This is a genomic window from Bradyrhizobium sp. Unk1 (genome assembly GCF_059512345.1).
Map to the genome: position 1 here is coordinate 218,801 of NZ_JCAMOP010000003.1, position 24,575 is coordinate 243,375.

Here is a 24,575-nt window from a genome sequence, read left to right on the forward strand (position 1 = left end):
GACCGTAAATATGTCAGACGCAATACGGGCGGTGATCCTCGGCATCATCGAGGGTGTGACCGAGTTCCTTCCCGTGTCCTCGACCGGCCACCTTCTGCTCGCGGAGCGCTTCTTCCATCTCGGCGAAGGCGCGTTCTGGGATTCGTTTACCGTTCTGATCCAGCTCGGCGCGATCCTTGCGATCGTCGTGCTGTACTTCAAGAAATTGTGGGACGTCGCGATCGGCATGTTCACCGGCGACGCCTATGCGCGCCGTTTCGTGATCGGTGTGCTGGTGGCGTTCCTGCCCGCGGTCATCGTCGGTCTCGTTGCCGGCAAATACATCAAGACCCTGCTGTTCAATCCGTGGGTGGTGTGCTTCTCGCTGATCGTCGGCGGCGCCATCCTGCTGTGGGTCGATCGGCTCGATCTCAAGGCGCGCGAGCATGACGCCACCCGCTTTCCGCTGCTGATGTATCTCTATATCGGCATCGCGCAGTGCATCGCGATGATCCCGGGCGTGTCGCGCTCCGGCGCCAGCATCGTCGCCGCGATGTTTCTGGGTGCCGACAAGCGCGCGGCGGCGGAGTTCTCGTTCTTCCTCGCCATCCCCACCATGATCGGCGCGTTCGCCTACGATTTCTACAAGAACCGCTCCGAGATGACGATGGACCACATGGGGATCGTCGCGATCGGCTTCGTGGTGTCGTTCATCACCGCGATCATCGTGGTGAAGACGTTCTTGGGATACGTCACCCGCCACGGGTTTGCGGTGTTCGCCTGGTGGCGCGTGATCGTCGGCACGCTCGGCCTGATCGCGCTGGCGCTCGGCCGTTAACCTTAGAAACGCTTTGAGCCCGTAGCCCGGATGGAGCGCAGCGTAATCCGGGGCCGGCAGCGCTTGTGGCACCATCCCGGATTGCGCGGAGCCTGTCATCGGGCGGCGCTTTGCGCCGACCCAGTGGCTCCATCCGGGCGACGCTTCTACCGCGCCTTCAACGTAAAATAAGCTTTTGATCGGTAGGCAGTTTCCAGAGCAGGGCGGCGCGCGCCCGGCACAGGAGCTGAGCCATGACCCTCGTCAGCGGCTGGGGGCGTTTCCCGGTCGTCGATAGCGAGCTGCTGCGGCCGCGGTCGTTCGAGGCCGTGGGCGAAGCCGTGGTGACAGGCTCGGTGGCTCGGGGCAACGGCCGCGCCTATGGCGATGCCGCGATCGGCGCCGCAAGGACCATCGCAATGACGGGGTTCGACCGGGTCCGGTCGTTCGATCCCGTGACCGGACGCATCCGCCTCGAAGCCGGCGTGCTGCTGTCGGACCTGATCGACACCTTTGGTCCGCGCGGTTTCCTGCCCTTCGTCGTGCCGGGTACGCGCTTCGTCTCGGTTGGCGGCGCCATTGCCGCCGATGTCCACGGCAAGAACCATCATTGCGAGGGCGGTTTCGGCCGCTATGTCGACAGCATTTTGCTGCGCACCGGGCAGGGCGAGACCATCGAAGCCTCGCGCGAACAGAATTCCGACGCCTTCTTTGCGACCGTCGGCGGCATGGGCCTCACCGGGGTGATCCTGGAGGCGACGATGCGGCTACGGCCGGTCGAAACGGGGTGGATCCGCGAGCGGGTGATCTCCGCATCCGATCTCGACGCCGCGATGCGCGCGCTCGATGCGGGCGATTCCGCCACCTATTCGGTGGCCTGGATCGATTGTGCCGCACGCGGCAGTGATCTCGGCCGCTCGCTGATCTATCTCGGCGAGCACGCAAGGACAGACGAGCTTGCCGACGGCGCCGGTGCATTTCCCGCCGGCAAAAATCCCGGCCTCGCGGTGCCCGTCGACCTGCCGTCGATGACGCTGAACCGCTACAGCATCCGCGCCTTCAACGAGCTCTACTACCGCATGGGCGCGCGGCGCGCCGGCGGCGACCATGTGGTCTCGCTCTATCCGTATTTCTTTCCGCTCGACAGCATCGCCGACTGGAACCGCATCTACGGCCGGCGCGGCTTTCTTCAGCATCAATGCGTGATTCCGGAGCTGGGCGCCCGCGCCGTGCTCGGCGAGATCCTCGATCGCGTCGCCCGGCGCGGCGATGCCTCCTTCCTCGCGGTGCTCAAGAAACTCGGCCAGGGCGACGGCATCCTATCGTTCCCGCTGCCCGGCTACACGCTGGCGCTGGATTTCCCGGTGAAGGGCGACATCCTGAATTTCCTCGACGAGATCGACCGCCTGGTCGTCGCCGCCGGCGGCCGGCTTTATCTCGCCAAGGACGCCCGCCAGTCGCGCGCCACGTTCGAAGCCGGCTATCCGGCCTTGCGGCGCTTCAACGCAATCCGCAAATCGCTCGATCCCGCCGGGACCATCCGCTCAAAACTTTCGCAACGCCTGTTCGATGAGGTTTAAGCCGTGACGTCACGCAAGTCCGCAATTGTGCTCGGTGGCTCCTCCGATATCGGCCGCGCCGCCGCGCGCGCCTTTGCCAAGGCCGGATACGATGTCGCCCTCGCGGGCCGTGACGTCGCCGCACTCGAGCCTGATGCGGCCGATCTGCGCGCGCGCTACAATGTCGAGGTTCGCCTCCACAAATTCGATGTGCTCGATACCGCTTCGTTCGATGGCTTTGTGAGCGGCCTTCCTGCGTTGCCTGATGTCGTCATCTCGATCGTCGGCCTACTGGGCGTGCAGCAGAATGCCGAGAGCGATCTCGCGCATGCCACGACGATCATGCGCTCCAACTACGAGGGCCCGTCGCTGATCCTCGGCCTGTTCGCGGAGAAATTTTTGGCACGCGGCAGTGGTACGCTCGTCGGCGTCTCATCCGTCGCCGGCGATCGCGGCCGTGCTTCCAACTATGTCTACGGATCGGCGAAGGCGGGCTTCTCCGCCTTCCTGTCGGGCCTGCGCGCCCGGGCCAGTCGCGGCGGCGTTCACGTCGTCACGGTGAAGCCGGGCTTCGTCCGTACGAAAATGACGGAAGGCATGAAGCTGATCGGCCCGCTCACCGTCGAGGCGCCGGTCGTCGGCGATGCGATCCTCAACGCCGTCGAGAAGAAGACCGACGTCGTCTATGTCAGCGGCAAATGGCGTCTCGTGATGCTCATCATCAAGACGCTGCCGGAAGCGGTGTTCAAGAAGCTGAAGTTTTGAGGCAGTTGCGACCCGCACTACAGTCTCGTCATGCCCGGCCTTGTGCCGGGCATCCACGTTCTTGGTGGCCGCGGTGAGAAAAACGTGGATGGCCGGGTCATAGGCGAGCGAAGCGACGCCGTCCTTCGGACGGCTATGCCCGGCCATAACGACGGAGAGAGATGCCCTACGCGCTCTTGCGCTGGAACTGACCCGCAGCGCGGAAACGCCAGAGATATTGCGGGGCGATCGCTTCCAGCGAATCGGCTGATATGCCGAGCCCTTCCAGCGTCAGCCCTGCCGCCTTCGCCGCATCCGACACCACATTGTCGCGTGCGAGCAGCGTGACCTGGTCCGGGGTCAGCTTCAGCGCGCCCGGGGCGAATTGCAGGAAATTGGCCTGGAAACGGGCGAGCCCGAATGACAGCGGCACCAGCATCGGCTTGCGGTCGGCGATCGCGATGATGGCCTCGATGATCTCGCGCATGGTCAGCACTTCCGGCCCGCCGAGCTCGTAGGTCGCGCCCGCCTTGGCCTTGCCGTCGACGACATCCGCGATCGCGGTGGCGACGTCGCCGACATAGACCGGCTGCATCCTGGTGTCGGCGCCGATCAGCGGCAGCACGGGCGACATCCGGGCGAGCGCCGCGAAGCGGTTGGTGAACTGGTCCTCGGGGCCGAACATCACGGAGGGACGGAAGATGGTGGCCGAGGGCACCGTGGCCAGCACGGCCGCTTCGCCGGCCGCCTTGGCCTTGGCATAGCGCGAGGGCGATTCCGCATCGGCGCCGATCGCGGAGACATGCACCAAACGCGCACCGGCGGCGGCCGCCGCCTTTGCGACGGTCTCGGCGCCCCTGGCCTGGACGGCGTCAAAGCTCTGCGCGCCGCCCTCGGTGAGGATGCCGACCAGATTGATCACGACATGCGAATCACGCAGCGCCGCCTCGACCGAGGCCGGATAGCGCAGATTCGCCTGCACGGTGTGGACCTGCCCGACCTTGCCGGAGGGCTGGAGGTACCCGGCCAGTTCCGGCCGCCGCACCGCGACCCGGACCCGGTAGTCCCGGCGGCACAGCGCGCGGACGACATTCCGGCCCAAAAACCCCGATCCGCCGAAAACCGTGACGAGAGTTTCCAGATTCGATGCCATGGGATCCATTCCTGGGGTCCATTCCTGCGGAAAGAGTGCGTGTTATCAGGCTTGTATCGGGCCGGTTTGCGATGCGCAATCCGCATCCCCGCGCAGGTGCCAAGCAGCATTTGACAACCGCGTCACCGAACCGTAGTAACCGCCTCCGTGCCCCAAACGGCATGCCCAGGTGGTGGAATTGGTAGACGCGCTGGCTTCAGGTGCCAGTGGCTTAACGGCCGTGAAGGTTCGAGTCCTTTCCTGGGCACCATACGATTCTGGAAAATGAGCAATTCCAGCTAGTTGAGCCCCATCCGCGTGCTTGGACGGCTGCCTTGGCCACGGGTGGTTTTGTCTCCCCGGCGAGCGCGCTCAGCCCATCCGCTCCCTCCTGGCGAGGATGGCGGCCGCGGGTTCTTGGCTTGCAAGAATACGCTCGCCGTGTCGGCACCGGCGCCTCCTATTTCGCAGAGCGTTTGCGCTGGATGCGACCGCCCGGTTTGCTGGCCCACAAATACAAACCGCTCACCAGCACCGTGATCGTCACGATGTCGAAAAACGCCCAGACGAGCTTGGGCGCCAGACCGGGAAACGTCGTCGGAAAATGCAACGGCTCGGCGATAAGCAGCGCCTTCGTGACACCCGTCGGCTCGAATACGTCCGACACGCCACCGGTATGGGCGTCGATGAGCACCGCGTAGAAGAGCTCCTGTGTCATCATTTGTCCGTCCTTCATCAGAACCACGTAGTGGTTGGACGGACTGATCTCAGCGTTCGGGAACACCAACGACATCACTCGCGCTGCCGGCACCTTGCCGCGGGCAGCAGCAACCGCAGCTTCGATTGACCCGGGCCGATCGACCTCTTCCATTCGCCCTGCTTGTGTCACGACGACCCGCCGCCGAATCTCGTCGGACATGGCTGTCCTTACCGAAGTGGAAACGGGGCCATGCAGGGTGTTGATTGCTCCGGTCGTGGCAACGAGGAGCAGCCATGCCATCGTAATGATGCCCGTCAGATTGTGCAGGTCGAGCCAGAATATTTTTCGGCTCTTGTTCGTGCGAACCGTGCCAAATCCAAATCGGCGGACGAATGGCGGATAGAGTATCAAGCCCGAGACGACAGAGGCGATGACAACGAGTGCCATGCTGGCAAGGAACAAGCCGCCGGGCAGCCCCAGATACAAATCCGCGTGCAGCGTGTGCAGGAATTGCATCACGGGACTACGCCGTTCCGGCATCGTTGTGAGCTCACCGGTGCGAAGGTCGATCGCCTCGCGGTGTATCCGGGTGGGTCCGGCATCCGGGGTCGGCGCCGAGCGCGTCTCCACGATTGGCCACCGCTTTGCAAATTCGAGTGAGATCATCGTATCGCCGGGGTGTCTCGCCAGCGCTGCCGAGACGATGGAATCAAGCGTTGGCGCGCCCTTGCTTTCCGGGACTTCGGCCAACATTCCCGATGAACCAAACGCCTCGTCGATCTCCTTTTGAAATATCAGCGGCAGGCCCGTCAGGGAGAGGATCAGCAGGAACAGCGTCGAGATGATGCTCGTCCAGCGGTGGATGCCGGCCCACGTCCGCAGCGATCGCATGTTGGGTCGCTTCCGCGCGGCGGTACGCGACGCATTTACCAGTAGCGATGTCATGTCGGGTCTTGAGTCCCCAGCAATTGCGCGTCTGTGACAATTGACCGCGGTGGTTTCGCGCGGTCTGCCTCATGGCTCGTCGCGATCACATCCGGCGCGTTGCGGTCTTACGAAGTTTTTCGCATCGTGCGTTCGGGCGGCAGCAAAAGGCTTTCGCGCTTACCAACAATCGATGCGATGTGAAATCGAAACGTAGAGCGGCGCGCCAGGATCAGCTGGAAGCTTAGACGCCTTCTAGTTGGCATGGATTTTCCCGAATGCTTATTCGCTCTCGTCCCAAGCGATTCGTGTCTGGGACGGGGCATCAAGAAGAAAACTCCGGGGACTGCATGCTTAACGACGTGACCTTCTCGCGCGCATTTGGGCTTGCGTGCGTGTCAGTATTTTTGACCACGACCTCATCCGTCGCACAGCAGTCGGGCCGCCAACAATCGGCGACGTCCGGACAGTCACTCCCTCCCGTGACCGTCGTTGCGCCCGAGCAGCGAGCCTCTCCCGCGCGGCAACAGCGGTCATCGAATACATCGCGCTCTGCAACGACGCGGCGGGCAGAGCGACGTGAGAACGCGCCGGTGATGAGCGCGCCGGCCACGCTTGGAGCAAAACAGGCAGCGTTGCCGGTGCCGTATGTTGGAGGGCAAGTCGCGCGGGGCGGACAGGTCGGCCTGCTCGGCAACAGGGATTATATGGATACGCCATATAGCCTCACGAGCTACACGGAAAAGACCATCCGCGATCAGCAGGCGACGAGCGTCGCCGAGGTCCTGACCAATTCCGATCCGTCAGTACGGGCGGCGATCGGTAGCAGCAATCGCTATGACGCGCTGACCATTCGCGGCTTCCGGGTCGAGAACGGCGAGATCGCGCTGAATGGGCTGTACGGCCTCGTGCCGGCTTACCGGATCAACCCTGCGCCGATCGAGCGCATCGAGCTGCTCAAGGGGCCCGGGGCGTTCCTCAATGGCATGGCTCCGTCTGGCAGCATCGGCGGCAGCGTCAATGTCGTGACCAAACGGGCAAACGAGGACCTGACGCGTCTGACTGCCGGCTACATCTCGAATGCGCGGTTTGGCACGGAAATCGACGTGGCGCGCCGTTACGGCGAACAGCGGGAATGGGGCGTTCGTTTCAACGGCGGGATCGATGGCGGCAATACGACGATCGACCGTCAGTCGGTACGCGACGGAGTCGGTTCGCTTGGCGTTGACTATCGGGGCGAGCGCTTCAGGTGGTCCGCCGATGTCATCTATCAGGACGACTGGATGAAAGCGGCAGCTCGTGGCTACACGCCCGTCACTGGCATCGCGGTGCCGAACGCTCCGGACCCTCGCATCAACCTTGCCCAGCCGTTCGACTATGCCCGCGCGAAGAGTCTCACCGGGCTTACGCGCGCCGAATATGATGTGTCGAATAATGTCACCGTGTTCGGCGCAATCGGCGGCAACCAATTCACCTTCGACAAGCAGGAAGCCCCCGGCGCCACCATTCTAAACACAGCAGGCGATGCCCTCTCGACCTCTCGCTTCCAGACCGGCAAAAACGACGGCGTATCGGGCGAAGCCGGCGTGCGGGCGCGTTTCGACACAGGTCCGGTTGGTCATGAGGTCGTTGTCAGCGGCAGCGCCATGAACCGCACTGACCGGCTCGGTCAGACCAATTACGGAAACTATCTTACCAACATCTACACGCCGACCCTGCTGGCGAGTCCGGGCGCCCCGGTTTCTTCATTCCCTGAGGGGAAGTCGGCTTTCCTTGGTCTGAGAAGTGTCGGCGTCGCCGATACGCTCTCGATGATGAACGGGATGCTTCAGGTGATCGTCGGAGCGCGACAGCAGCAGGTCATCGCGAACAGCTATGCCCCCGTGAGCGGCCTGGAAACGACCCACTACGATCAGAGCGCCACGTCGCCTTCCGTGGCCCTGGTGGTTCGGCCGATCAAGGAGCTGTCCTTCTACGCCAACTACATCGAAGGCCTCACGCCTGGACCAACGCCGCCGTCCGGCGCCGCCAACACCAATGCGGTGTTCGCGCCCTTCAAGACAAAGCAGTATGAAGTCGGAACCAAGCTTGATCTCGGAGGCTTCGGCGCGAGCCTCGCGGCATTCCAGATCAGCTTGCCGAACGGCGTGACCGATCCGGTTACCAGGATCTTCAGCCTCGATGGCGAGCAAAGGAACCGTGGCATCGAGTTCAATACGTTCGGTGAAGTCGGGCCCGGGATCCGCGTCCTGGGAGGGGTGACTTACCTCGACGCGCGGCTGACAAAGACTGAAGGGCACCTCCATGATGGCAACCGTGCCATCGGTGCTCCGGAATGGCAGAGCAATCTCGGTGTCGAGTGGGACACTCCGTTCCTGCCCGGGCTGACCACGACGGCGCGTACCATCTACACCAGCCAAGCCTATGTCAGCGCTGACAACATCCAAAGTGTCCCGGCCTGGATGACGTTCGACATTGGTGCACGTTACGCAACCCAACTGGTGGGACGACCCACCACGTTCCGTGCTTCTCTCACCAACCTCTTCGACAAACGCTATTGGATCGGCAATCCGACTGGTTATGTGATCAGCGGCATGCCGCGTACGTTGTGGTTGTCAATGACGGTTGACTTCTGACGCTGCCAGAAAGGGCCATCGTCCTGCGCCAAGCGCGTCACCGAACCGTAGTAACCGCCTCCGTGCCCCAAACGGCATGCCCAGGTTGGTGGAATTGGTAGACGCGCTGGCTTCAGGTGCCAGTGGCTTAACGGCCGTGAAGTCGCGAGCCCTTTTCTGGGCACCACCCCCAACCCAAGTGGTTGAAATCGCTCATTTGCAGGGAATTTGAGCCGCTAACCGGTACACAAGACCGGGACACAGCGCGTATGAACTATCGAATGGCCTACCTCTCGAAAGATACCGACTCTTCATTCTACAGCTTCAGGACGCGCACACCTCTCGACGTCCTCCGCGCGAGATCGGAAGCGCGCCCTTGGCGTAAAGGTTGAAGGCCGCAAGAGCTATCGCGAAATTGACGACGAGAAACACGGCGAGGAAATGATCGCCCTGGCCAAGCGGTTGCGCCGAAAGACCCCAAAGGGCGGTCGCCGTTCACTCCGAGCTATCGCCGATGAGCTGGCGCGATCCGGCCATAGTAGCGAAAGCGGAAGGCCCCACGCAGCAACTGCAATCGGACGCATGTTGGGGGAAATTAATTAGGGCTTCCGACTAGGACTGCTTCGGTGTGCTTTGTGACCAAGCGACAATTCGATTTAGTGTCCGCTTAGTGCCACGACCTGCGCTCAGTGTAGCTCCGCGCGCTTTGCATCACTGTGGGTTGTACTCGCCCTGGTGGCGACTGGCGGGTAATGCGCGCTATACCAGCTTCGAATTTGCGACCGATTCGTTGCCACCGGAGCGCCAATGTCTGACCCGAACGCCGATCTGGATGACCTCGTTAACGAGCCGCGAGAAACCCTAGACGTAGAAGTGAAGGAATGGCTCGACCTGACCGACAATGACCACCGCGCCCTCTTAGCTAAAGAGATCATTGCCCTTGCAAATCATGGCGGGGGCGTCGTGGTGGTCGGCTTTGAAGAGCAGACGGACGGGACTTTCAACGTGGCAGCTGGTCGGCCCGCAAACCTGGATGCTTGGTCGCAGGACAGCATCCAATCGGTTGTGGCTAAGTACATCGATCCTGGAGTTCAGTGTCGCGTGCTTCATCGGTCTCGAACCGGCGGAACTGACAAGTATCCCGTCATTGTCGTGCCCGGCGGCCACAGGGTGCCAATCCGTGCCAAGGCGGGCTCACCAGACGGCAAGAAACTTGTACCCCATCGTGTGTATATTCGTCGGCCTGGCCCTGCTGGCGAGGAGCCCAAGAGCGCGGAAGAATGGGACCGCTTCTTTGAGCGGTGTCTCCAGAATCGACAAGCGGAGCTGCTTGACGCGATGCGTTCAATCATGGCCGGTGTGATTCCAAGCGCCCGGCCTACAACACCCAGTCTGCTTGATCAGCTGCAGGATTTCCAAGCAAAGGCGATCGTGCGTTGGGAAGGCCGCGTTGCTGCTCTGCCGCCGGGCGTGCCGCCGACACTACCGAATGGTCACTATGATCTATCGATTGCCATAGACGGCGATTTTGATCGTCAATCCCTTTCCGACCTCAATGACACTATCCGCCTCGCGGTCCGGAACCATTCGGGCTGGCCACCCTTCGTGAATCTCAGTCGAAATCCCTACAGACCTATTGCAGTAGATGGAGCCATCGAGTGCTGGGTCGGGCCTGACACGGACGGGTCCTACGACAAGCCGGCCCACCATGACTTCTGGCGCATTTCGCCCGCGGGCTTGCTGTTCTTGCGGCGAGGATATCCAGAAGATGGAGGATGGAAGGACGTCAAACCTGGAACATCCCTCGACATTACCACGCCGACTTGGCGCTTAGGCGAAGCGGTCCTTCAGGCGCTCTACATCGCCCGTGCGCTCAATGGAGCGAATGCAAATCTCATCCTGGCGGCTAAGTGGACCAAGCTCGCTGGCCGGGTTCTCGTCTCCCATGGCAATACTCGTAGGATAATGTTCGGTGGGCGCAGCACCAGCCAAGATCAGCATGAAGCCACTGCTACGGTCGCGGTGTCTTCGCTTCCAGATGCTCTTCCCGAAGTGATCTTCTCAATGCTCGCACCTTTGTACGAGCTGTTCGACTTCTTTAAGTTGCCTAAGCGGCTGGTGGAGGAGGAGCTGAAGGAGATGTCGCGAAATACGTTTGCGATGTAGTTCAGCTAAAATCTTCGCTGCCGCTCCTTGACCGGATTCAGGCTCGCTCTTATGTTTCCGGTCGCCGGTAGCTTTCGGACGCAACGTCCCAAGGTGTCAAGCGGCGTCACATGATCCGGATCACGCAAGGTGCTCCGGTGAGAAAGGAACTGAAAATGAGCACGATTCGCTCAACGGCTGCTGCTGTGTCCAAAATCAGCCAGGACGCATCTGTCATCCAGACAGACCCCTCCGCTGGTCGCATCGCCCACGCGATCGCAGCATTCCCCTACGATCCCCTGACCGCGACGATGGATATCGTCGACAACTCCGTCGAAAACGGAGCTTCTGGCGTTTCTGTGTCCTTCGCTAAGAAGGGCAAGACCATCGAGCAGATTGTCATCGCCGACAACGGAAGCGGTATTGCGGATGCGATTATCGACGAGGTGCTTCGCGCAGGCAGTCGCACCGAACATCTCTATCGGTCGACCTCGCTATCGCGGTTCGGTGTGGGACTGAAGGGTGCCGGGTTCGCGCTCGCCACTAATATTGAGATCCTGACCCGGAGCGAGACTGGTGTGATCCAGCGCCGCTCTATCGACCAGGGGCGGATCGAGCGCACGGATCGCTGGGAGCAGGAAGCTCGTGCGCCGACAGCCGAGGAGCGCAAGTTCTTTGAGGTGGCGCTTGCCGCCCTTCCTGGTCCGACGACCAAATCGGGTGGAAAGGGGACGGTCGTTGTTCTGCGCGCTGTGAAGCTTCAGACCCGCGATCTGACGAAGCTGCGCTCGAACCTGGTACGCAAAGCAGGGGAGACCTACGGCAAGATCCTCTCTGCGACCGCAGACAGCATTCGCCGCTTGTCCATCAACATCGACGACATTCCGGTGGAGCCGTTCGATCCGCTCCATCGCGAGAATCCTGACACCCAGTCGATTTACCGCCGGGAGAAGATCGACTTCGACGACGGCACCTCGGCGTTTTTCACGGCCATCGCGCTGCCGCATCCGAACTCCCAGCCGGAAGAACTCGTGCGGCGGTATCGCTACAACCAGAAGCACCAGGGTGCGTATGTCTACCGGAACGGCCGTTTGGTACGCAGCGGCGAGACCTTCGGCCTGTTCAGCCGTGATTTCCATCTCAACGCCTTCCGGGCGGAGATCGAGTTCGATAGCTCGGCAGATACACACTTCAAGGTCGACGTTGCGAAATCCACCATCGTTCTCGACGACGAGGCGGAAGCCAAGTTCAAGGACTTGTTCCGCGACTCGGCCCGTACAGCGGACGCGCTCTGGCGTCAGAAGGATGTCCCGACGAAGGTTGAGATCGACGACCTGTTCAATGAGTCAAATCGGCTCATCGGGTCTCGTGCCAACCTGCTGATCGAAGCTGTTAACCAGAAGAAGGGCGAGCTTCGTGTTCCCCGGCGTGGGCCGGTCGTCGCTCCTCCGAAGCCCACGCAGCCGATCGTCGTGGACGATCCCGCCCTCGAGGCAGATGTCCCCGCCTCCGACCAACCTTCGGAACAGACGCCGCCGCCGGCCGTGAAGCGGGGCTTTGCGCCTTACCTGCGGGCCGTTGATAGCCTGCCCGACGGGGTGCTGTACCGCCCGCTGATGGACGGAGAGGTTGGCGGTCTGGTTGTTGAGGTCAACATCTCTCACCCGTTCGCTAAGACTGTCTTCGAGGCGGCTGGGATTGAATCTGGAGCAGGGAACGGCAAGCGCGCGGTCCCGCGGCGCGCGACCACTGCCATCCAGCAGCTGCTCTATGTCCTCGGGTATTGCGAGTACACGATGTCCGGAGACGATGATGATGAGACCGGGCGGCTGTTCGAGCAGTACCGCCGGTACTTGTCGATGAACGTCACGGCTCTCCTCGACTAACAGCACCCGCCGCTCGCCACTTTTCACGGTGGCGGGCGGCGACTTCCCTGACTCATGTGATCTTATCGACGAATCTAGTGTCATTTCAGCCCAAGGAACGGCCAAAGAGATTTTGCTCGAGGTGCCAGACAATTACGTCCTGGAATAGCCACAACAGATGCTTGGTCTGCCAGCGCAAGCGGAGTCGGGAATACTACGAGCGGAAGAAGGCCTCGGGGGGGGCGACTTCTCAGAAGAAATTAAGGCCCGACTTCGATCAGAACATCCGGCACATAGAGCCGCAGCGGAGTTATCCTATGTCTGAAAAAAAGCCGACCCGAGAAGTCCCTGAACATCGTATCAAGCCTCTGCGTAGCCATGGAAAGCTGATGAAACTTGGCGGCTACACTGACGAGGATGCCACTGAAATGATCACGGCGCGGATCGCTCAGGAACTCGCGTCCAAACTTTTGGAATTCAATAAAATCAGAATCGAGCGGGACGAATATGGGAATGTCGTTTTCGACGTGAAGCTGGAAGTCATCGTACCTGAAACACCAGCTGGGAACGCCAAGGAGGAAGGGCCATAGACAGTGGGGATGAGATGATTGGACTGAGACTGGCTGGCCTTGGCGATGCCGACGACTCGGGTCTTGAAGCCGGTACACAACACCGGTACACAAGGCCCAGCCGGTCGGCTCGAAACGCCCGCAAATGCCGCTGTTCGCGATGGTGGCGACCCAGTCCTTTTCTGGGCACCAGCCTTTTCTGGATATCCAGCATTTCCAGATAGATAAATCGCATCCTTGTGTTGCGTGCCCCTTGGCCGTGCAACGAAGGGCTGTGGCCCCGCCGATGCGCCGGATGGGTCTCTCTCGGTCATTCCTGCAGCGCATTCCGGCCGGATTGTCGGCGCCTGCCATCACGGACCTGACGCGTACTTCGGATACCTCCTTGTCGGTCGCGTCGAGATGCGCCCCCACGCGGCACGCGCAATTGTATCGGGGGCGCCGTGGCTCGTGCCCCGATGCCGATGATTCTCAAATCACGCCCGGTGACAGGCGGTCACTTTGAGTGCCAACCGGGGAGGGGAGCGCCCCTTCGCATGGCACGGCGTCTCGCCCAAAATGGCCCCGCCGACCCGACGCGGATTTCGGCGATCGCTCACGATGTCGACGTATCATTCGTATCGATCGCGAGTTCGTCACTCGCGCCGCGTGTGACGTCACCCATCCGGCAATCATCTGCTCGATGTTTCGCCGTTTCCAATTCGCACGACAATCTGCTGAGCCGAACGGCTGATAACAATGATGTTGACGACGATTGGCCGCTTGTTGCGGTAACACGAGCGCAAAGCTGCGTGCACGGCCGCTCCTGCAGATTATGCAACGCAGGTCTGTGATTGATGTCCGGCGCAAAACTCGGATAGCTTTCGGAAAGGCCTGACCCCGACAGGGAGTGTGCTTCGTTGAAGAATGATCAAGCGCCAAAGCTTCTTCGACGTGACTTGCTTCGGCTGACCATTGTCGGTGCCGGTGCGTTGGGTGCCGGCCAATTGTTGCCGGCGGCGGCTTCCGCAAAGCCTGTTGATCTCGATCAGAAGCGGAAGGCTCGCTATCGACCTGACTCCCAGGAAGTCAGGAATTTCTATCGCGTCAACAGCTATCCCGCTCGATAGGAGACTTCCGTGCTGATCAGGAAGTCCGAGCGTCGTCCGGAGCGTGCCAGGCTTTTCGATGCGGCGGCCGACGAAGCATCGGCGAAACTGGACCGGCGGACGTTCCTGAAGCGCTCTGGAGTCACGGCCGGCGCATTGGCCGCGGTGGGTGAACTCGCGCTGCACAGCGTGCGCAAGGCCGAAGCCGGTCCGCCGCCGCCTGTCGGCGCAACGGTCACGACCCGCAAGAACGTCTGCACGCATTGCTCGGTCGGCTGCTCGGTGATCGCCAAGGTCGCCAACGGCGTATGGATCGGGCAGGAGCCCGACTACGACAGTCCGATCAATCGCGGCTCGCATTGCTGCAAGGGTGCGGCAGTTCGCGACGACGTGTTGAACGAACGACGCCTGCGTTACCCCGTCAAGCTCGTCAACGGACAGTGGACGCGCATCTCCTGGGAGAAGGCGATCGACGAGATCGGCGACAAGCTGCTGGATATCCGCCAGAAGGCGGGGCCCGACTCGGTCTATTGGCTTGGCTCCGCCAAGTTCACCAACGAGGCCGCTTATCTCAATCGCAAGCTTGCTGCGTTCTGGGGCACCAATAATTCCGATCATCAGGCGCGGATCTGCCACTCCACGACGGTCACCGGCGTAGCCAATACCTGGGGCTACGGCGCGATGACCAACAGCTACAACGACATCCGCAACGCCAAGACCATCCTGTTGATGGGTGGCAATCCCGCCGAGGCCCATCCGGTTTCCCTGCAGCACATTCTTGAAGGCAAGGAGCTCAATCGCGCCAACATGATCGTGGTCGATCCCCGGATGACGCGGACCGCTGCGCACGCGACCGAATATGTCCGGGTTCGCCCCGGCACGCATATCGCCACGATCTACGGCATGCTGTGGCACATTTTCGAGAATGGCTGGGAGGACAAGGAATTCCTCGCTCAGCGCGTCTATGGCCTGGATGAGGTCCGGAAGCAGGTTGCGAAGTGGCCGCCCAAGGAGGTCGAGCGCGTGACCGGCCTACCCGAGGCGCAGGTCAAGCACGTCGCCGAACTGTTCGCCAAACAAAGGCCGTCCACCCTGATTTGGGCGATGGGGCAAACTCAATTCACCACCGGCACCTCCAATGTCCGTGCCAGCTGCCTGTTGCTGCTCGCCACCGGCAACATGGGGCTGCCCGGCGCAGGCGCCAACATTTTCCGCGGCCACACCAACGTGCAAGGTGCAACCGATCTCGGTCTCGATGTCACCTCGCTCCCGCTGTATTACGGTCTTGCCGAGGAGGCCTGGCGGCATTGGTGCCGGGTATGGGAGGTCGATTACGACTGGATGAAGTCGCGCTTCCCCGACAAGAAGCTGATGGAAACCCCTGGTATTCCCAGCACGCGCTGGTTCGATGCAACCTTGTTGCCGAAGAATCAGATCAGTCAGCCCAATCCGGTGCAGGCCATGTTCATCATGGGGCATGGCGTCAATACCATCACCCGGATGCCGGAGGCCGTGAAGGGCATCGAGAAGCTGGAGTTGCTGGTGGTCTGCGATCCCTATCCGACCGCGTGGTCGGTGCTGTCGGAGCGCAAGAACGGCACCTACCTCCTGCCGGCCTGCACGAGCTTCGAGATGGAAGGTTCGCGCACCAACTCGAACCGCTCCCTGCAATGGGGCGAAAAGATCGTCGAGCCGGTCTTCGAATCGAAGAACGACTACGACACCATGTACCTGTTCGCCCGCAAGTTCGGATTTGCCGACCTGATGTTCAAGAACATCAAGGTCGAGAACGGCGCAGTCTCGGCGGACGACATCCTGCGCGAGATCAACCGCGGCGGCTGGTCGACCGGCTATTGCGGCCAGTCGCCGGAGCGGCTCAAGGCCCACATGAGAAACCAGCACAAGTTCGATCTGGTGACGCTGCGGGCGCCGAAGGACGATCCGGAGGTCGGTGGAGATTATTACGGCCTGCCCTGGCCGTGCTGGGGTACGCCCGAGTACAGGCATCCGGGCACGCCGATCCTCTACAACACGAATCTTCCGGTGAAAGAGGGCGGCGGCACCTTCCGCGCGCGGTTCGGAGTCGAGCGCGTCGTGAAGCGCAAGGTGATGGAGAACGGGCAGGAGGTGGAGCGGGAAGATCACGATAATCTTCTTGCCGAGGGCTCGTACTCCGTCGGTTCGGAGATCAAGGACGGTTATCCCGAGTTCACCCTTGGCGTGCTGAAGAAACTCGGCTGGGACAAGGACCTCACTGCGCAAGAACGCGAGACGATCGAGCGCATCAATCCGGCCGATCCCGACAAGGTGTCATGGTCGACCGATCTGTCCGGCGGCATCCAGCGGGTCGCGATCGAACACGGCTGTTCGCCTTACGGAAACGCCAAGGCCCGCATGATCGCGTGGAATCTTCCCGATCCGGTTCCGGTGCATCGCGAGCCGATCTACACGCCGCGTCCCGACCTCGTCGCCGACTATCCGACCTTGCCGGACGCGAAGCAATTCCGCGTGCCCAATATCGGCTTCTCCGTGCAGAAGGCCGCCGTCGATCGCGCGATCTCGAAGCAGTTTCCGCTGATCCTGAGCTCGGGCCGTCTGGTTGAATACGAAGGCGGCGGCGAGGAAACCCGGTCCAACCGATGGCTCGCCGAATTGAAGCAGCACATGTACGTCGAGATCAACCCGGCGGACGCAGCCGAGCGCGGCATCGTCGATGGCGGCTGGGTTTGGGTGACCGGTGCAGAGAACAGCTCGCGGGCCCGGATGAAGGCGCAGGTGACTGAACGCGTCGGCAAGGGCGTTGCCTGGATGCCGTTCCATTTCGCGGGCTGGTACGAAGGCGCCGATCTCCGGGCGAAATATCCGACGGGAGCCGATCCCATCGTGCTCGGTGAGAGCGTCAACACGCTGACGACCTATGGCTATGATCCTGCCACCGGCATGCAGGAGCCGAAAGCCACGCTGTGTCAGATCAGGGCCGCATGAGAGGTTAGACCGATGGCACGCATGAAATTCCTGTGTGATGCGGACCGTTGCATCGACTGCAATGCCTGTGTGACCGCCTGCAAGAACGAGAACGAGGTGCCTTGGGGCATCAATCGGCGTCGCGTCGTCACCATCAATGACGGCAAGCCGGGCGAGCGGTCGGTGTCGATGGCCTGCATGCACTGTACCGATGCGCCTTGCGCGTCGGTGTGTCCGGTCAAGTGCATCTATCCGACCGAAGACGGCATCGTCCTGCACGACAAGGATCTGTGCATCGGCTGCGGCTATTGCTTCTACGCCTGTCCGTTTGGAGCGCCGCAATATCCCCAGGTCGGGAATTTCGGCTCGCGAGGCAAGATGGACAAGTGCACCTATTGCGCGGGCGGCGGCGGGCCGGAGGCGCCGGGCAGCGCCGAGGAATATGCGAAATACGGCTCGAACCGCTTTGGCGAAGGCAAGCTGCCGATGTGCGCCGAGATGTGCTCGACCAAGTCGCTGCTCGCAGGCGATGGCGACATCATCGCCCAGATCTACGAGGAGCGCGTCGAGAAGCGCGGCTATGGCTCCGGAGCCTGGGGCTGGACAACCGCCTATCACGAGGACGTCAAGTCGTAGGGGACCTGCGCTTACCGCGACGATCAGGGACGAAGATTGGGTATCCGTCATGACGGCTTTCGCACGCATTCGCTTCGCAGCGCTGTTGTTGATGCTGTTCGGTCTCGCGACAGCCCCGGTGCTCGCCCAGAAGCTTGGTCCCGACGGGGCGCCCAATCCGACCGCCAGTGTGACCAATCAGAAGACGCTTCTCGAGCAGGCGCCGCGTACCCAGGGCCGGATCGACATCCCAGATGTCAAAGCCAGCGTGCTGATGCAGCCGGCGGGACGGACCTGGGATTATTTCCACGAAGTCCTGCTGCACTGGGGTGGGGCGGTGGTGATCGTCGGCATGCTTGCAGTGCTCGCGCTCGCCTATCTGATCATGGGGCGGCTTCGCATCGAAGCGGGGCGCTCCGGCCAGACGATCGTCCGCTTCAAGGCTTTCGAGCGGTTCGCGCATTGGCTGACAGCGGTCTCCTTCGTGCTGCTCGGATTGACCGGCCTGAACATCACCTTCGGCAAGGTCCTGCTGCGGCCCCTGGTCGGCCCGGATCTATTCTCGGACATCTCCCAGATCGCGAAGTACGTGCACAATTTCACGAGCTTCGCCTTCGTGGCGGGCCTCGTTCTGATCACGGTGCTTTTCTTCAGGGACAATCTGTTCAAGCAAGTCGATATTGACTGGGTCAAGCAGGGCGGCGGCTTCATCAAGTCGAAACATGCGCCTGCAGGCCGCTTCAATCTCGGTGAGAAAATGGTCTATTGGCTGTCGGTCGCAGCCGGCCTTCTGGTATCGGCATCAGGATTCGTGCTGCTGTTTCCCTTCTACGGGACCAACATTGCCGACATGCAGATCGCCCAGGTCGCCCACGCCGTCATCGCGATCCTTTTCATCGCGCTGATCCTGGGACACATCTATATCGGCACGCTCGGCATGGAAGGCGCGTTCGAAGCCATGGGTACGGGCGAGGTCGATATCAATTGGGCGAGAGAGCATCACGACCGCTGGCTTGCCGAAAAGCTCGAAGCGGAAGGCCGGCAAGCCTCGGCCACGCCGGCTGAATAGCGCGATGGCGCTCGCACCAACCTGAACCGGGCATTTCAGCCGGAGCGGCCGTCCGGGTCTTTCTTCGCGTTCCGGTCACGCAGGTAATCGTCGGTGGTGCGGACGGTTGGGCCCGGTGCGCCATAAGATTCGAAGCCCTGTTCGGCCACGAAACCGACGCGGCAGTCGCCGCACATCTTGATGGCGTCGAGCCGCTGCGCCGAGCCCGAATACATCCAGTGCTGGCCTTCGAGCTTCGCCACCACACGTTCGATGCTGCTCTTGACGCCGAATGGCTTGCCGCAGCGGATGCAGCAAAACGGCTCCTCTTCCTTGAGAACCCGGGTCGGCGCCCGGCTGGCACGGAAGTCGATCTGCGGAACCAGTGTGATGACTTTTTCCGGGCACGTCGTCCGGCACAGGCCGCACTGGACGCAGGAGTCTTCGACAAAACGCAATGCCGGGCGCTCGGGGTCGTCGCGCAGCGCGCTCGTCGGGCACACCGACACGCAAGACAGGCAAAGCGTGCAGCCCGCAGTATCGATCTCGACCGCCCCGAACGGCGCGCCCTCGGGCAACGGAATGACATCGACGGGTGCAGGCGCCGCGCGATGCAGTTCGGCCAGCGCAAAGCGCAGCACGTCGCGCTTGCCGCCCACGGCGCGGAAGCTCGCAGGGCGCGGAGTGGGCGCGTCGGCCGGCGCGGTGCGGAGCGCTTCGATCAGGCCGTCCGGATCGTCGGTCGCGATGACAGAAAGCCGGGCCTGGCCGAAGCCGAGTCCGGCAAGGATCGGATCGGCGAGCGCGACCGTCCGCGTCAATCCGGAGACGTCATGGCGCGGCTTGGCCCGTAGCAGGAAACGCACCGCCGACACGCCATAGCCAAAAGCCGCGATGATGCTCTCCAACCCGATTTGCGTGACCTCGTTGACCGCAAACGGCAGCACGTTCGCGGGCAAGCCGTCGCCGAACCGCGACAGCGCGTCGATCAGCGGCGCGCCGTGGCTTTCGTCATGGACGAGGACAATTGCCCGCTCGCCGCCCGCCTGACGGTATGCGAGCAGCATGGCACGCAGCTTTCTGACCAGCGCGTCTTCCGCCGGCAGCGCATAGGACGCGGCGCCGGTGGGACAGGCCGTCGCGCATTGGCCGCAGCCCGCGCAGATGTTGGCGTCGATCGCCACATGATTGCCGGCAGGTGTGATCGCGCCGGCCGGACAGGAATCGAGACAGCGGGTGCAACCGGTCCGCTTCGAGCGCGAATGCGCGCAAAGCCCGGCGTCGAAGGTGATGTAGCGTGGCTTCTCGAAGGTCCCGACGAGGTCGCGCGCTTTCAGCACGGCCTGGAGGATTGCTGCGGGACTGCCGGGATCAGCGCGCAGGTAACCGTCGCGCAAGTCGGCAGGAACCAGCGCAGGCCCGCCGGTCAAGTCGAGGACGATGTCGCAGCTCGAACGGGCGTTGTTGCGTGACTTGCCAAACGTCAGGGCGCGACGCGAGGACGGTGCGGCTTCGGCGAAATCGTCGACCACCACATCGAACGCGCCCAGATGTCCCTTGACACTCGTTATCCGGCCCTTGGCGATCGGAAAATCAACGCTACGCGGCGGTGCGATCGCGGCTGGCGGCGCAATCAGCACGGTGACGTCGAGATGTTCCTTGAGCAAGTCGCCGGCCTCGATCGCGGCCTCGTCGCGGCCGTAGATCAGGATGACTCCGCTGCTTTCCAGCTGGACCATCGGCGCGGGTGCGGTGACTTCGGCCGCGGCGGCCAGCAGCGCGGCCATCTTCGGTCCGGCGCGGTCGGCATCGCCAGACCATCCGGCGGTCTCGCGGATGTTGGCAAACTGTATCGAATTCGCACGATTATTTTCGGAAGCAACCTGCGAAAACAGTGCTGCCTGCTGCGTGCAGGCCACCGTGAGCGGACCATCTTCGGCGGCGACAGCCTTGAATCGGCCGAGTTCGGCGCCGCAGAGCTGCGTCGCCGCCGTCACTTCACCACGGCAACCGCGGCGAATTGCGTCTGCATCGAGCGGCATCGTCCCTTCGCATGAGCAGATCAGGAGGCGCCTGCCGGTGTCGGATATGACGGTCACAATATCTCGCGCTCCCAAAATAGAGCGGCCACCTACTGGCCCGTTCACCCCCGAAGTATATACTCCGGATATCGGAAAAGACGACGCCCGTATCATGAGCGCACGATTACCGCTCTCGGCGGGGCGCGAGCGCGAGGCGTCGCTGGATTGGCTTCGGAAGCAGGAACCACGTCTCGATCACGAGAGGGTACATTGATATCGACAAGTCTTGCACGCATTGCTGTCGGTGTCGCAATCGAACGGCGCAAGGCGAAAAGTGCGTGGGCCGATTTTCTGTGGCGGCCCGTCTCGGTATTCGCGGGAGAGCCGACCGCGGAGCCTTGGACTCCGATTGGAGGCGAAGGCGAGGTCACGTTGTTCTACGCAGGTGATGCCGTGATCGAGCTGCACCGGACCGAAACCACCAACTATCGCGAAAATCTCACGTCAGGCTCGCCGACGCTGTGGGTCAATTTGCGTCCGACCGGTTCCGAGCCGCCCTACGAGCTGCTCGCGGTTACGGCCGATCCGGCGGAGGGCGAGGCGTTTACCGATGCAGGCAGCAATCTGGTCGAAGCCGTGCCGATGCCACCAGGCATCTCCGAGATCGTCGGCCGGTTCGTCGCCGAGCATCATGTCGAACGACCATTCGTCAAACGGCAGCGCAATCGTTAGCAGCGGCATGAGAGAGATCGATGTCAGAGACTAACGTCTTCGTTCGCTGGGCGCGGCTCAAGCAAGCCTCGAAAAGCCAAAACGCTGAACTTGCTCCGACCGACAGTGAGCAGGCTGCTCAGCCGTCCGTGGCGAATGACGGGACCGACCGGCCTTTCGATCCCGCCAGTTTGCCGTCGATCGAATCTATTGCCGCTCACACCGACATTGCGGCGTTCCTGCAGACGGGCGTTCCGGCCGAACTGACGCGCCTGGCATTGCGCCGTGCCTGGGCAACGGACCCCGCGATCCGCGACTTCGTCGGGATTGCGGAGAACCAGTGGGATTTCAACGATCCCAACGCAATTCCCGGATTTGGCCCGCTCGATCCCGCAGACAACGTCGCCGATCTCGTCGCGCGGATGTCGAAGGGGCTGGAGCAGGTGGGAGACGCGTTTGCGGACGCGCCGCCGCCAAGCGAGCTCATTCCGCAAAGGCGTTCCGATGCCGAACAGCCCGGTCTCGAGCCGACGACATTGGCATCTCAATCGCTGCCCGATGATGCCGCGGCGCGACCGGACCAGGACCGGAATGAGAGAATGCAGTGCGTCAGCCCTGCCGTCGGAGAGCCGCCCTCCCAGCGAACACGACGTCATGGCAGCGCATTACCACGCTAGCAACCGGCAGGATTAGATGTCTTGCGCGATCGAACAATGATGGATCTAGCCTCGAGGACCGCTTCAGTGCGTATCGTCGATGAGTACGACCTCGCCCGGGCGCAGGAATATGCGCTATTGGCCACGTTGCTGACGCGCAGCCCGGACACGCAGCTGCTGCACCGGATCTCTGCATTGCGCGGCGATGCAAGTGCGATGGGCAAGGCGCACATGGCGCTGGCGGATGCGGCGCGCCGGACAAATGAGCAGACCACATCGCGCGAGTTCTTCGCCCTCTTTGCAGGGTTGGGCAAGGGAACACTGCTGCCTTATGCGTCACACTACCTGTCCGATACCCTGTATGGCCGTCCACTTGCGCGGTTGCGGGAAACTCTCGAGGGGCTCGGCCTCGAACAGGCCCCGGAGCGTACGGAGCCCGAGGATCACGCCGGATTTCTCTGTGAGATCATGGCAGGCCTCGCCGGCGGGAGCCTTGCAGCGCCAGCGGGCGCCGAGCGCCTCTTCTTCGATCAGCATGTCTCACGCTGGATGAGGCACTTTTTCGCCGATCTCGAGCGGGCCAGTTCGGCAGACTTCTATGACGCCGTTGGCGCGCTCGGACGAACGTTTATCGATATCGAGACGGAGGCCTTCGCGCTTCCGGGTTGAACACGGTGTTTTGTACGGGCGCTGCACCAATCCGTTTGGGAGCGTGCTAGGTTATAGGGGTAGGGATCAACAGGATGCGCGTTTTCATTATTGCCTGCCTGTTCGCCGCTGTTGTCGCACTCGGTGCCGCCGGCATCCTTGATCGTTTCGTGCAGGAGTCCGCGACGACGGCGTTCGCCGAGTCGAGTGCCCGCGTTTAGCGGTCATTATTGTTTGTTAAGCTTTCTGTTCTCCACATAGACGTGGGAGACGCCATATGCGCCGGTCGCTGATCGCTTGTTTCGTCGTTGCAGCTCTGATCGCCGGTTCTGCCCTGATCTTCAGGACGCAATCTCGCTCGATAGAGCTGTCCGCCGCGGCCATGCCGTCCTTGGTCGAGCTGCACGCCATGGCCGGCGTCCATCAGCTTCCGGATCAGGAGATCGACGATCAGTCGCTCATTTTCCCGGCCACGGTAAAGCACTAACCGGCCCTCAGACCACCCGTCTCCCGGTCCGTTCCGCCACCGCCTTCTGCACAAAGTACATCGCGACCAGCGAGACGATCGCCGACGCGACCACGACGTAGCCGATACGGTCGAAATGGAGCAGCGAACCATCCGGTTGTTGCGCGATGATGGCGGCGGCGAGGACCGAACCGAGCCCGCCGGAGAGCTGCTGAAGCGACGCGCTGACCGCGCTGAACGAGCCGCGCTGGCTGGGGTCGGGGATCGCCGACATCAGCGCCTGCGACGGGATCATGCGCGAGAAGATGCCGACGAACATCAGCACGTTGACGAGGATCGCGGTCGCGAGCGAGACGTGGCCGAGATGGGTGTAGATCAGCACCATGATGACAGACACCACGCTGCCGAAGACGAAGGTCGGGTACTTGCCGAACGCGTCGCTGGCCCTGCCGACCAGCGGCCCCGTGACGATGCTGAACAGGCCGGAGACGAGATAGATCGTCGGCAGATGCAGGATGTCGATGCCGAGATTATGCACGGTGAAGGCGCTGGAGAACGGCATCAGCATGTATCCGCCCGTCGCCAGCAATGTCGTGACGGCGAAGGCCAGCGTATAGCGCGGTTGTCCGATGGTCGCGATCAGGTGGCGGAACGGGTTTCTGTCCTGCTTCAGTTTCAGATGCGCGTCGACCGGCTCCATCGCGAAGGCGATGATGGCGATCGCGACGATCGACAGGCCGACGATCGCAATGAAGCAGACATGCCAGTTCCAGTGATTGGCGAGAAACAGGCCCGCGGGAATGCCGAGCACCTGGCTCGCGGCGAACGCCGTCTGGACGAAGCCCATCACGCGGCCGCGCAGGTGCAGCGCGAACAAATCGGTGATGATGGCCAGCACGACCGAGCCGATCACGCCGCCGAACAATCCGGTCACGATCCTGCCGAGCAGCAGCACATGGTAGGTCTGCGCGGCGGCGCAGAGCAGGGTCCCGAGCGTGAAGCCGACATAGAAGAACAGCAGCAGGCGCTTGCGGTCGAAGCGATCGGCAAAGCCGGCGGCCAAAATGCCCGAAAGTCCCGCGCTGAACGCGTAGGCCGACACCGCGACGCCGAATTGCCCGGCCGTGATGTCGAGCGCGGGCATCAGGATGGCGCCGAGCGGCGACATGATGATGAAATCGAGAATGATCGTGAACTGCGTAAACGCGAGCAGCGCGATCAGGAGCGCCTGGTAGCGCGTAAAGCCGCGCTGGCGTTCCTGTTGGTCGTCGATAGGCGCAGCGAGCGTCTGTTCGGTCATGACACCTGA

General features: G+C 62.2%; 19 protein-coding genes and 2 tRNA genes. 17 read left to right on the top strand and 4 right to left on the bottom strand.

Features of this window, described 5'->3' with window-relative positions; genetic code table 11:
- Positions 1–10 precede the first annotated feature (10 nt).
- From AC5ZFO_RS05230 to AC5ZFO_RS05240, 3 genes are all read left to right on the top strand, one after another.
- Positions 11–817, top strand: a complete 807-nt coding sequence (locus AC5ZFO_RS05230) for an undecaprenyl-diphosphate phosphatase (RefSeq protein ID WP_282521691.1) — start codon at positions 11–13, stop codon at positions 815–817.
- A 233-nt stretch (positions 818–1,050) separates the two neighbouring features.
- Positions 1,051–2,376, top strand: coding sequence for an FAD-binding oxidoreductase (locus AC5ZFO_RS05235; protein ID WP_282521690.1), 1,326 nt, complete (start codon positions 1,051–1,053; stop codon positions 2,374–2,376).
- Between the two features lie 3 nt (positions 2,377–2,379).
- Positions 2,380–3,120, top strand: a complete 741-nt coding sequence (locus AC5ZFO_RS05240; RefSeq protein ID WP_496121595.1) for an SDR family oxidoreductase — start codon at positions 2,380–2,382, stop codon at positions 3,118–3,120.
- A gap of 166 nt (positions 3,121–3,286) precedes the next feature.
- Here AC5ZFO_RS05240 and AC5ZFO_RS05245 read toward each other — a convergent pair whose 3' ends face one another.
- Positions 3,287–4,252: a complex I NDUFA9 subunit family protein gene (locus tag AC5ZFO_RS05245; RefSeq protein WP_496121597.1), complete on the bottom strand. Its 966-nt coding sequence runs from the start codon at positions 4,250–4,252 to the stop codon at positions 3,287–3,289.
- A 163-nt stretch (positions 4,253–4,415) separates the two neighbouring features.
- Here AC5ZFO_RS05245 and AC5ZFO_RS05250 point away from each other — a divergent pair.
- Positions 4,416–4,502 (top strand) — tRNA-Leu (locus AC5ZFO_RS05250).
- Between the two features lie 189 nt (positions 4,503–4,691).
- Here AC5ZFO_RS05250 and AC5ZFO_RS05255 read toward each other — a convergent pair.
- Complete coding sequence (locus AC5ZFO_RS05255; protein ID WP_496121599.1) at positions 4,692–5,876, bottom strand: PepSY-associated TM helix domain-containing protein; 1,185 nt, start codon at positions 5,874–5,876, stop codon at positions 4,692–4,694.
- Positions 5,877–6,451: 575 nt separating this feature from the next.
- Between AC5ZFO_RS05255 and AC5ZFO_RS05260 the strand changes: the two genes are divergently transcribed.
- The 8 genes from AC5ZFO_RS05260 to AC5ZFO_RS05295 all read left to right on the top strand — a co-directional run bounded on the left by AC5ZFO_RS05260 (position 6,452) and on the right by AC5ZFO_RS05295 (position 18,785).
- The gene (locus AC5ZFO_RS05260; RefSeq protein ID WP_282521686.1) at positions 6,452–8,491 is read left to right on the top strand and encodes a TonB-dependent receptor; all 2,040 of its coding nucleotides are present in this window, start codon (positions 6,452–6,454) and stop codon (positions 8,489–8,491) included.
- A 78-nt stretch (positions 8,492–8,569) separates the two neighbouring features.
- Positions 8,570–8,657: transfer RNA gene (locus AC5ZFO_RS05265), tRNA-Leu, on the top strand.
- Between the two features lie 620 nt (positions 8,658–9,277).
- Positions 9,278–10,636 (top strand): RNA-binding domain-containing protein, encoded by a 1,359-nt coding sequence (locus AC5ZFO_RS05270; protein WP_282521685.1) that lies wholly within the window; start codon positions 9,278–9,280, stop codon positions 10,634–10,636.
- Positions 10,637–10,746: 110 nt separating this feature from the next.
- Positions 10,747–12,501, top strand: a complete 1,755-nt coding sequence (locus AC5ZFO_RS05275) for an ATP-binding protein (protein ID WP_496121601.1) — start codon at positions 10,747–10,749, stop codon at positions 12,499–12,501.
- Positions 12,502–12,797: 296 nt separating this feature from the next.
- Complete coding sequence (locus AC5ZFO_RS05280) at positions 12,798–13,070, top strand: hypothetical protein (RefSeq protein ID WP_282521683.1); 273 nt, start codon at positions 12,798–12,800, stop codon at positions 13,068–13,070.
- 1,097 nt (positions 13,071–14,167) lie between these two features.
- Positions 14,168–17,122, top strand: a complete 2,955-nt coding sequence (locus AC5ZFO_RS05285) for a formate dehydrogenase subunit alpha (RefSeq protein ID WP_282521682.1) — start codon at positions 14,168–14,170, stop codon at positions 17,120–17,122.
- Positions 17,123–17,134: 12 nt separating this feature from the next.
- A complete protein-coding gene (fdh3B, locus tag AC5ZFO_RS05290) occupies positions 17,135–17,737 on the top strand; it encodes a formate dehydrogenase FDH3 subunit beta (protein ID WP_014490880.1) in 603 nt (200 codons plus the stop codon).
- A gap of 49 nt (positions 17,738–17,786) precedes the next feature.
- Positions 17,787–18,785, top strand: a complete 999-nt coding sequence (locus AC5ZFO_RS05295) for a formate dehydrogenase subunit gamma (RefSeq protein WP_282521681.1) — start codon at positions 17,787–17,789, stop codon at positions 18,783–18,785.
- 35 nt (positions 18,786–18,820) lie between these two features.
- On the opposite strand, the gene AC5ZFO_RS05300 is transcribed toward AC5ZFO_RS05295, so the two are convergent.
- Positions 18,821–20,806, bottom strand: coding sequence for a 4Fe-4S binding protein (locus tag AC5ZFO_RS05300; RefSeq protein ID WP_282521680.1), 1,986 nt, complete (start codon positions 20,804–20,806; stop codon positions 18,821–18,823).
- 249 nt (positions 20,807–21,055) lie between these two features.
- On the opposite strand from AC5ZFO_RS05300, the gene AC5ZFO_RS05305 reads away from it, so the two are divergent.
- The 5 genes from AC5ZFO_RS05305 to AC5ZFO_RS05325 all read left to right on the top strand — a co-directional run bounded on the left by AC5ZFO_RS05305 (position 21,056) and on the right by AC5ZFO_RS05325 (position 23,287).
- Positions 21,056–21,517: a DUF3305 domain-containing protein gene (locus AC5ZFO_RS05305; protein ID WP_282521679.1), complete on the top strand. Its 462-nt coding sequence runs from the start codon at positions 21,056–21,058 to the stop codon at positions 21,515–21,517.
- 20 nt (positions 21,518–21,537) lie between these two features.
- Positions 21,538–22,173 (top strand): DUF3306 domain-containing protein, encoded by a 636-nt coding sequence (locus AC5ZFO_RS05310; protein WP_282521678.1) that lies wholly within the window; start codon positions 21,538–21,540, stop codon positions 22,171–22,173.
- Between the two features lie 66 nt (positions 22,174–22,239).
- Entirely contained in the window at positions 22,240–22,821 is a 582-nt protein-coding gene (locus tag AC5ZFO_RS05315) for a TorD/DmsD family molecular chaperone (protein ID WP_282521677.1), read from the top strand.
- A 74-nt stretch (positions 22,822–22,895) separates the two neighbouring features.
- Positions 22,896–23,021, top strand: a complete 126-nt coding sequence (locus tag AC5ZFO_RS05320; RefSeq protein WP_282521676.1) for a hypothetical protein — start codon at positions 22,896–22,898, stop codon at positions 23,019–23,021.
- 56 nt (positions 23,022–23,077) lie between these two features.
- Positions 23,078–23,287 carry a hypothetical protein gene (locus AC5ZFO_RS05325; RefSeq protein WP_282521675.1) on the top strand — a complete coding sequence of 70 codons (210 nt, stop codon included), beginning with the start codon at positions 23,078–23,080 and terminating at the stop codon, positions 23,285–23,287.
- 7 nt (positions 23,288–23,294) lie between these two features.
- Here the strand turns inward: AC5ZFO_RS05325 and AC5ZFO_RS05330 are convergent, their stop codons facing one another.
- Positions 23,295–24,566 carry an MFS transporter gene (locus tag AC5ZFO_RS05330; RefSeq protein ID WP_282521674.1) on the bottom strand — a complete coding sequence of 424 codons (1,272 nt, stop codon included), beginning with the start codon at positions 24,564–24,566 and terminating at the stop codon, positions 23,295–23,297.
- Positions 24,567–24,575 lie beyond the last annotated feature (9 nt).

Bases quoted from the DNA above. Each gene is read 5' to 3' on its own strand.
- AC5ZFO_RS05230 (WP_282521691.1), top strand. From the start codon at position 11: ATGTCAGACGCAATACGGGCGGTGATCCTCGGCATCATCGAGGGTGTG.
- AC5ZFO_RS05235 (WP_282521690.1), top strand. From the start codon at position 1,051: ATGACCCTCGTCAGCGGCTGGGGGCGTTTCCCGGTCGTCGATAGCGAG.
- AC5ZFO_RS05245 (WP_496121597.1), bottom strand. From the start codon at position 4,252: ATGGCATCGAATCTGGAAACTCTCGTCACGGTTTTCGGCGGATCGGGG.
- AC5ZFO_RS05255 (WP_496121599.1), bottom strand. From the start codon at position 5,876: ATGACATCGCTACTGGTAAATGCGTCGCGTACCGCCGCGCGGAAGCGA.
- AC5ZFO_RS05260 (WP_282521686.1), top strand. From the start codon at position 6,452: ATGAGCGCGCCGGCCACGCTTGGAGCAAAACAGGCAGCGTTGCCGGTG.
- AC5ZFO_RS05270 (WP_282521685.1), top strand. From the start codon at position 9,278: ATGTCTGACCCGAACGCCGATCTGGATGACCTCGTTAACGAGCCGCGA.
- AC5ZFO_RS05275 (WP_496121601.1), top strand. From the start codon at position 10,747: ATGATCCGGATCACGCAAGGTGCTCCGGTGAGAAAGGAACTGAAAATG.
- AC5ZFO_RS05280 (WP_282521683.1), top strand. From the start codon at position 12,798: ATGTCTGAAAAAAAGCCGACCCGAGAAGTCCCTGAACATCGTATCAAG.
- fdh3B (WP_014490880.1), top strand. From the start codon at position 17,135: ATGGCACGCATGAAATTCCTGTGTGATGCGGACCGTTGCATCGACTGC.
- AC5ZFO_RS05295 (WP_282521681.1), top strand. From the start codon at position 17,787: ATGACGGCTTTCGCACGCATTCGCTTCGCAGCGCTGTTGTTGATGCTG.
- AC5ZFO_RS05300 (WP_282521680.1), bottom strand. From the start codon at position 20,806: ATGCCGCTCGATGCAGACGCAATTCGCCGCGGTTGCCGTGGTGAAGTG.
- AC5ZFO_RS05310 (WP_282521678.1), top strand. From the start codon at position 21,538: ATGTCAGAGACTAACGTCTTCGTTCGCTGGGCGCGGCTCAAGCAAGCC.
- AC5ZFO_RS05320 (WP_282521676.1), top strand. From the start codon at position 22,896: ATGCGCGTTTTCATTATTGCCTGCCTGTTCGCCGCTGTTGTCGCACTC.
- AC5ZFO_RS05325 (WP_282521675.1), top strand. From the start codon at position 23,078: ATGCGCCGGTCGCTGATCGCTTGTTTCGTCGTTGCAGCTCTGATCGCC.
- AC5ZFO_RS05330 (WP_282521674.1), bottom strand. From the start codon at position 24,566: ATGACCGAACAGACGCTCGCTGCGCCTATCGACGACCAACAGGAACGC.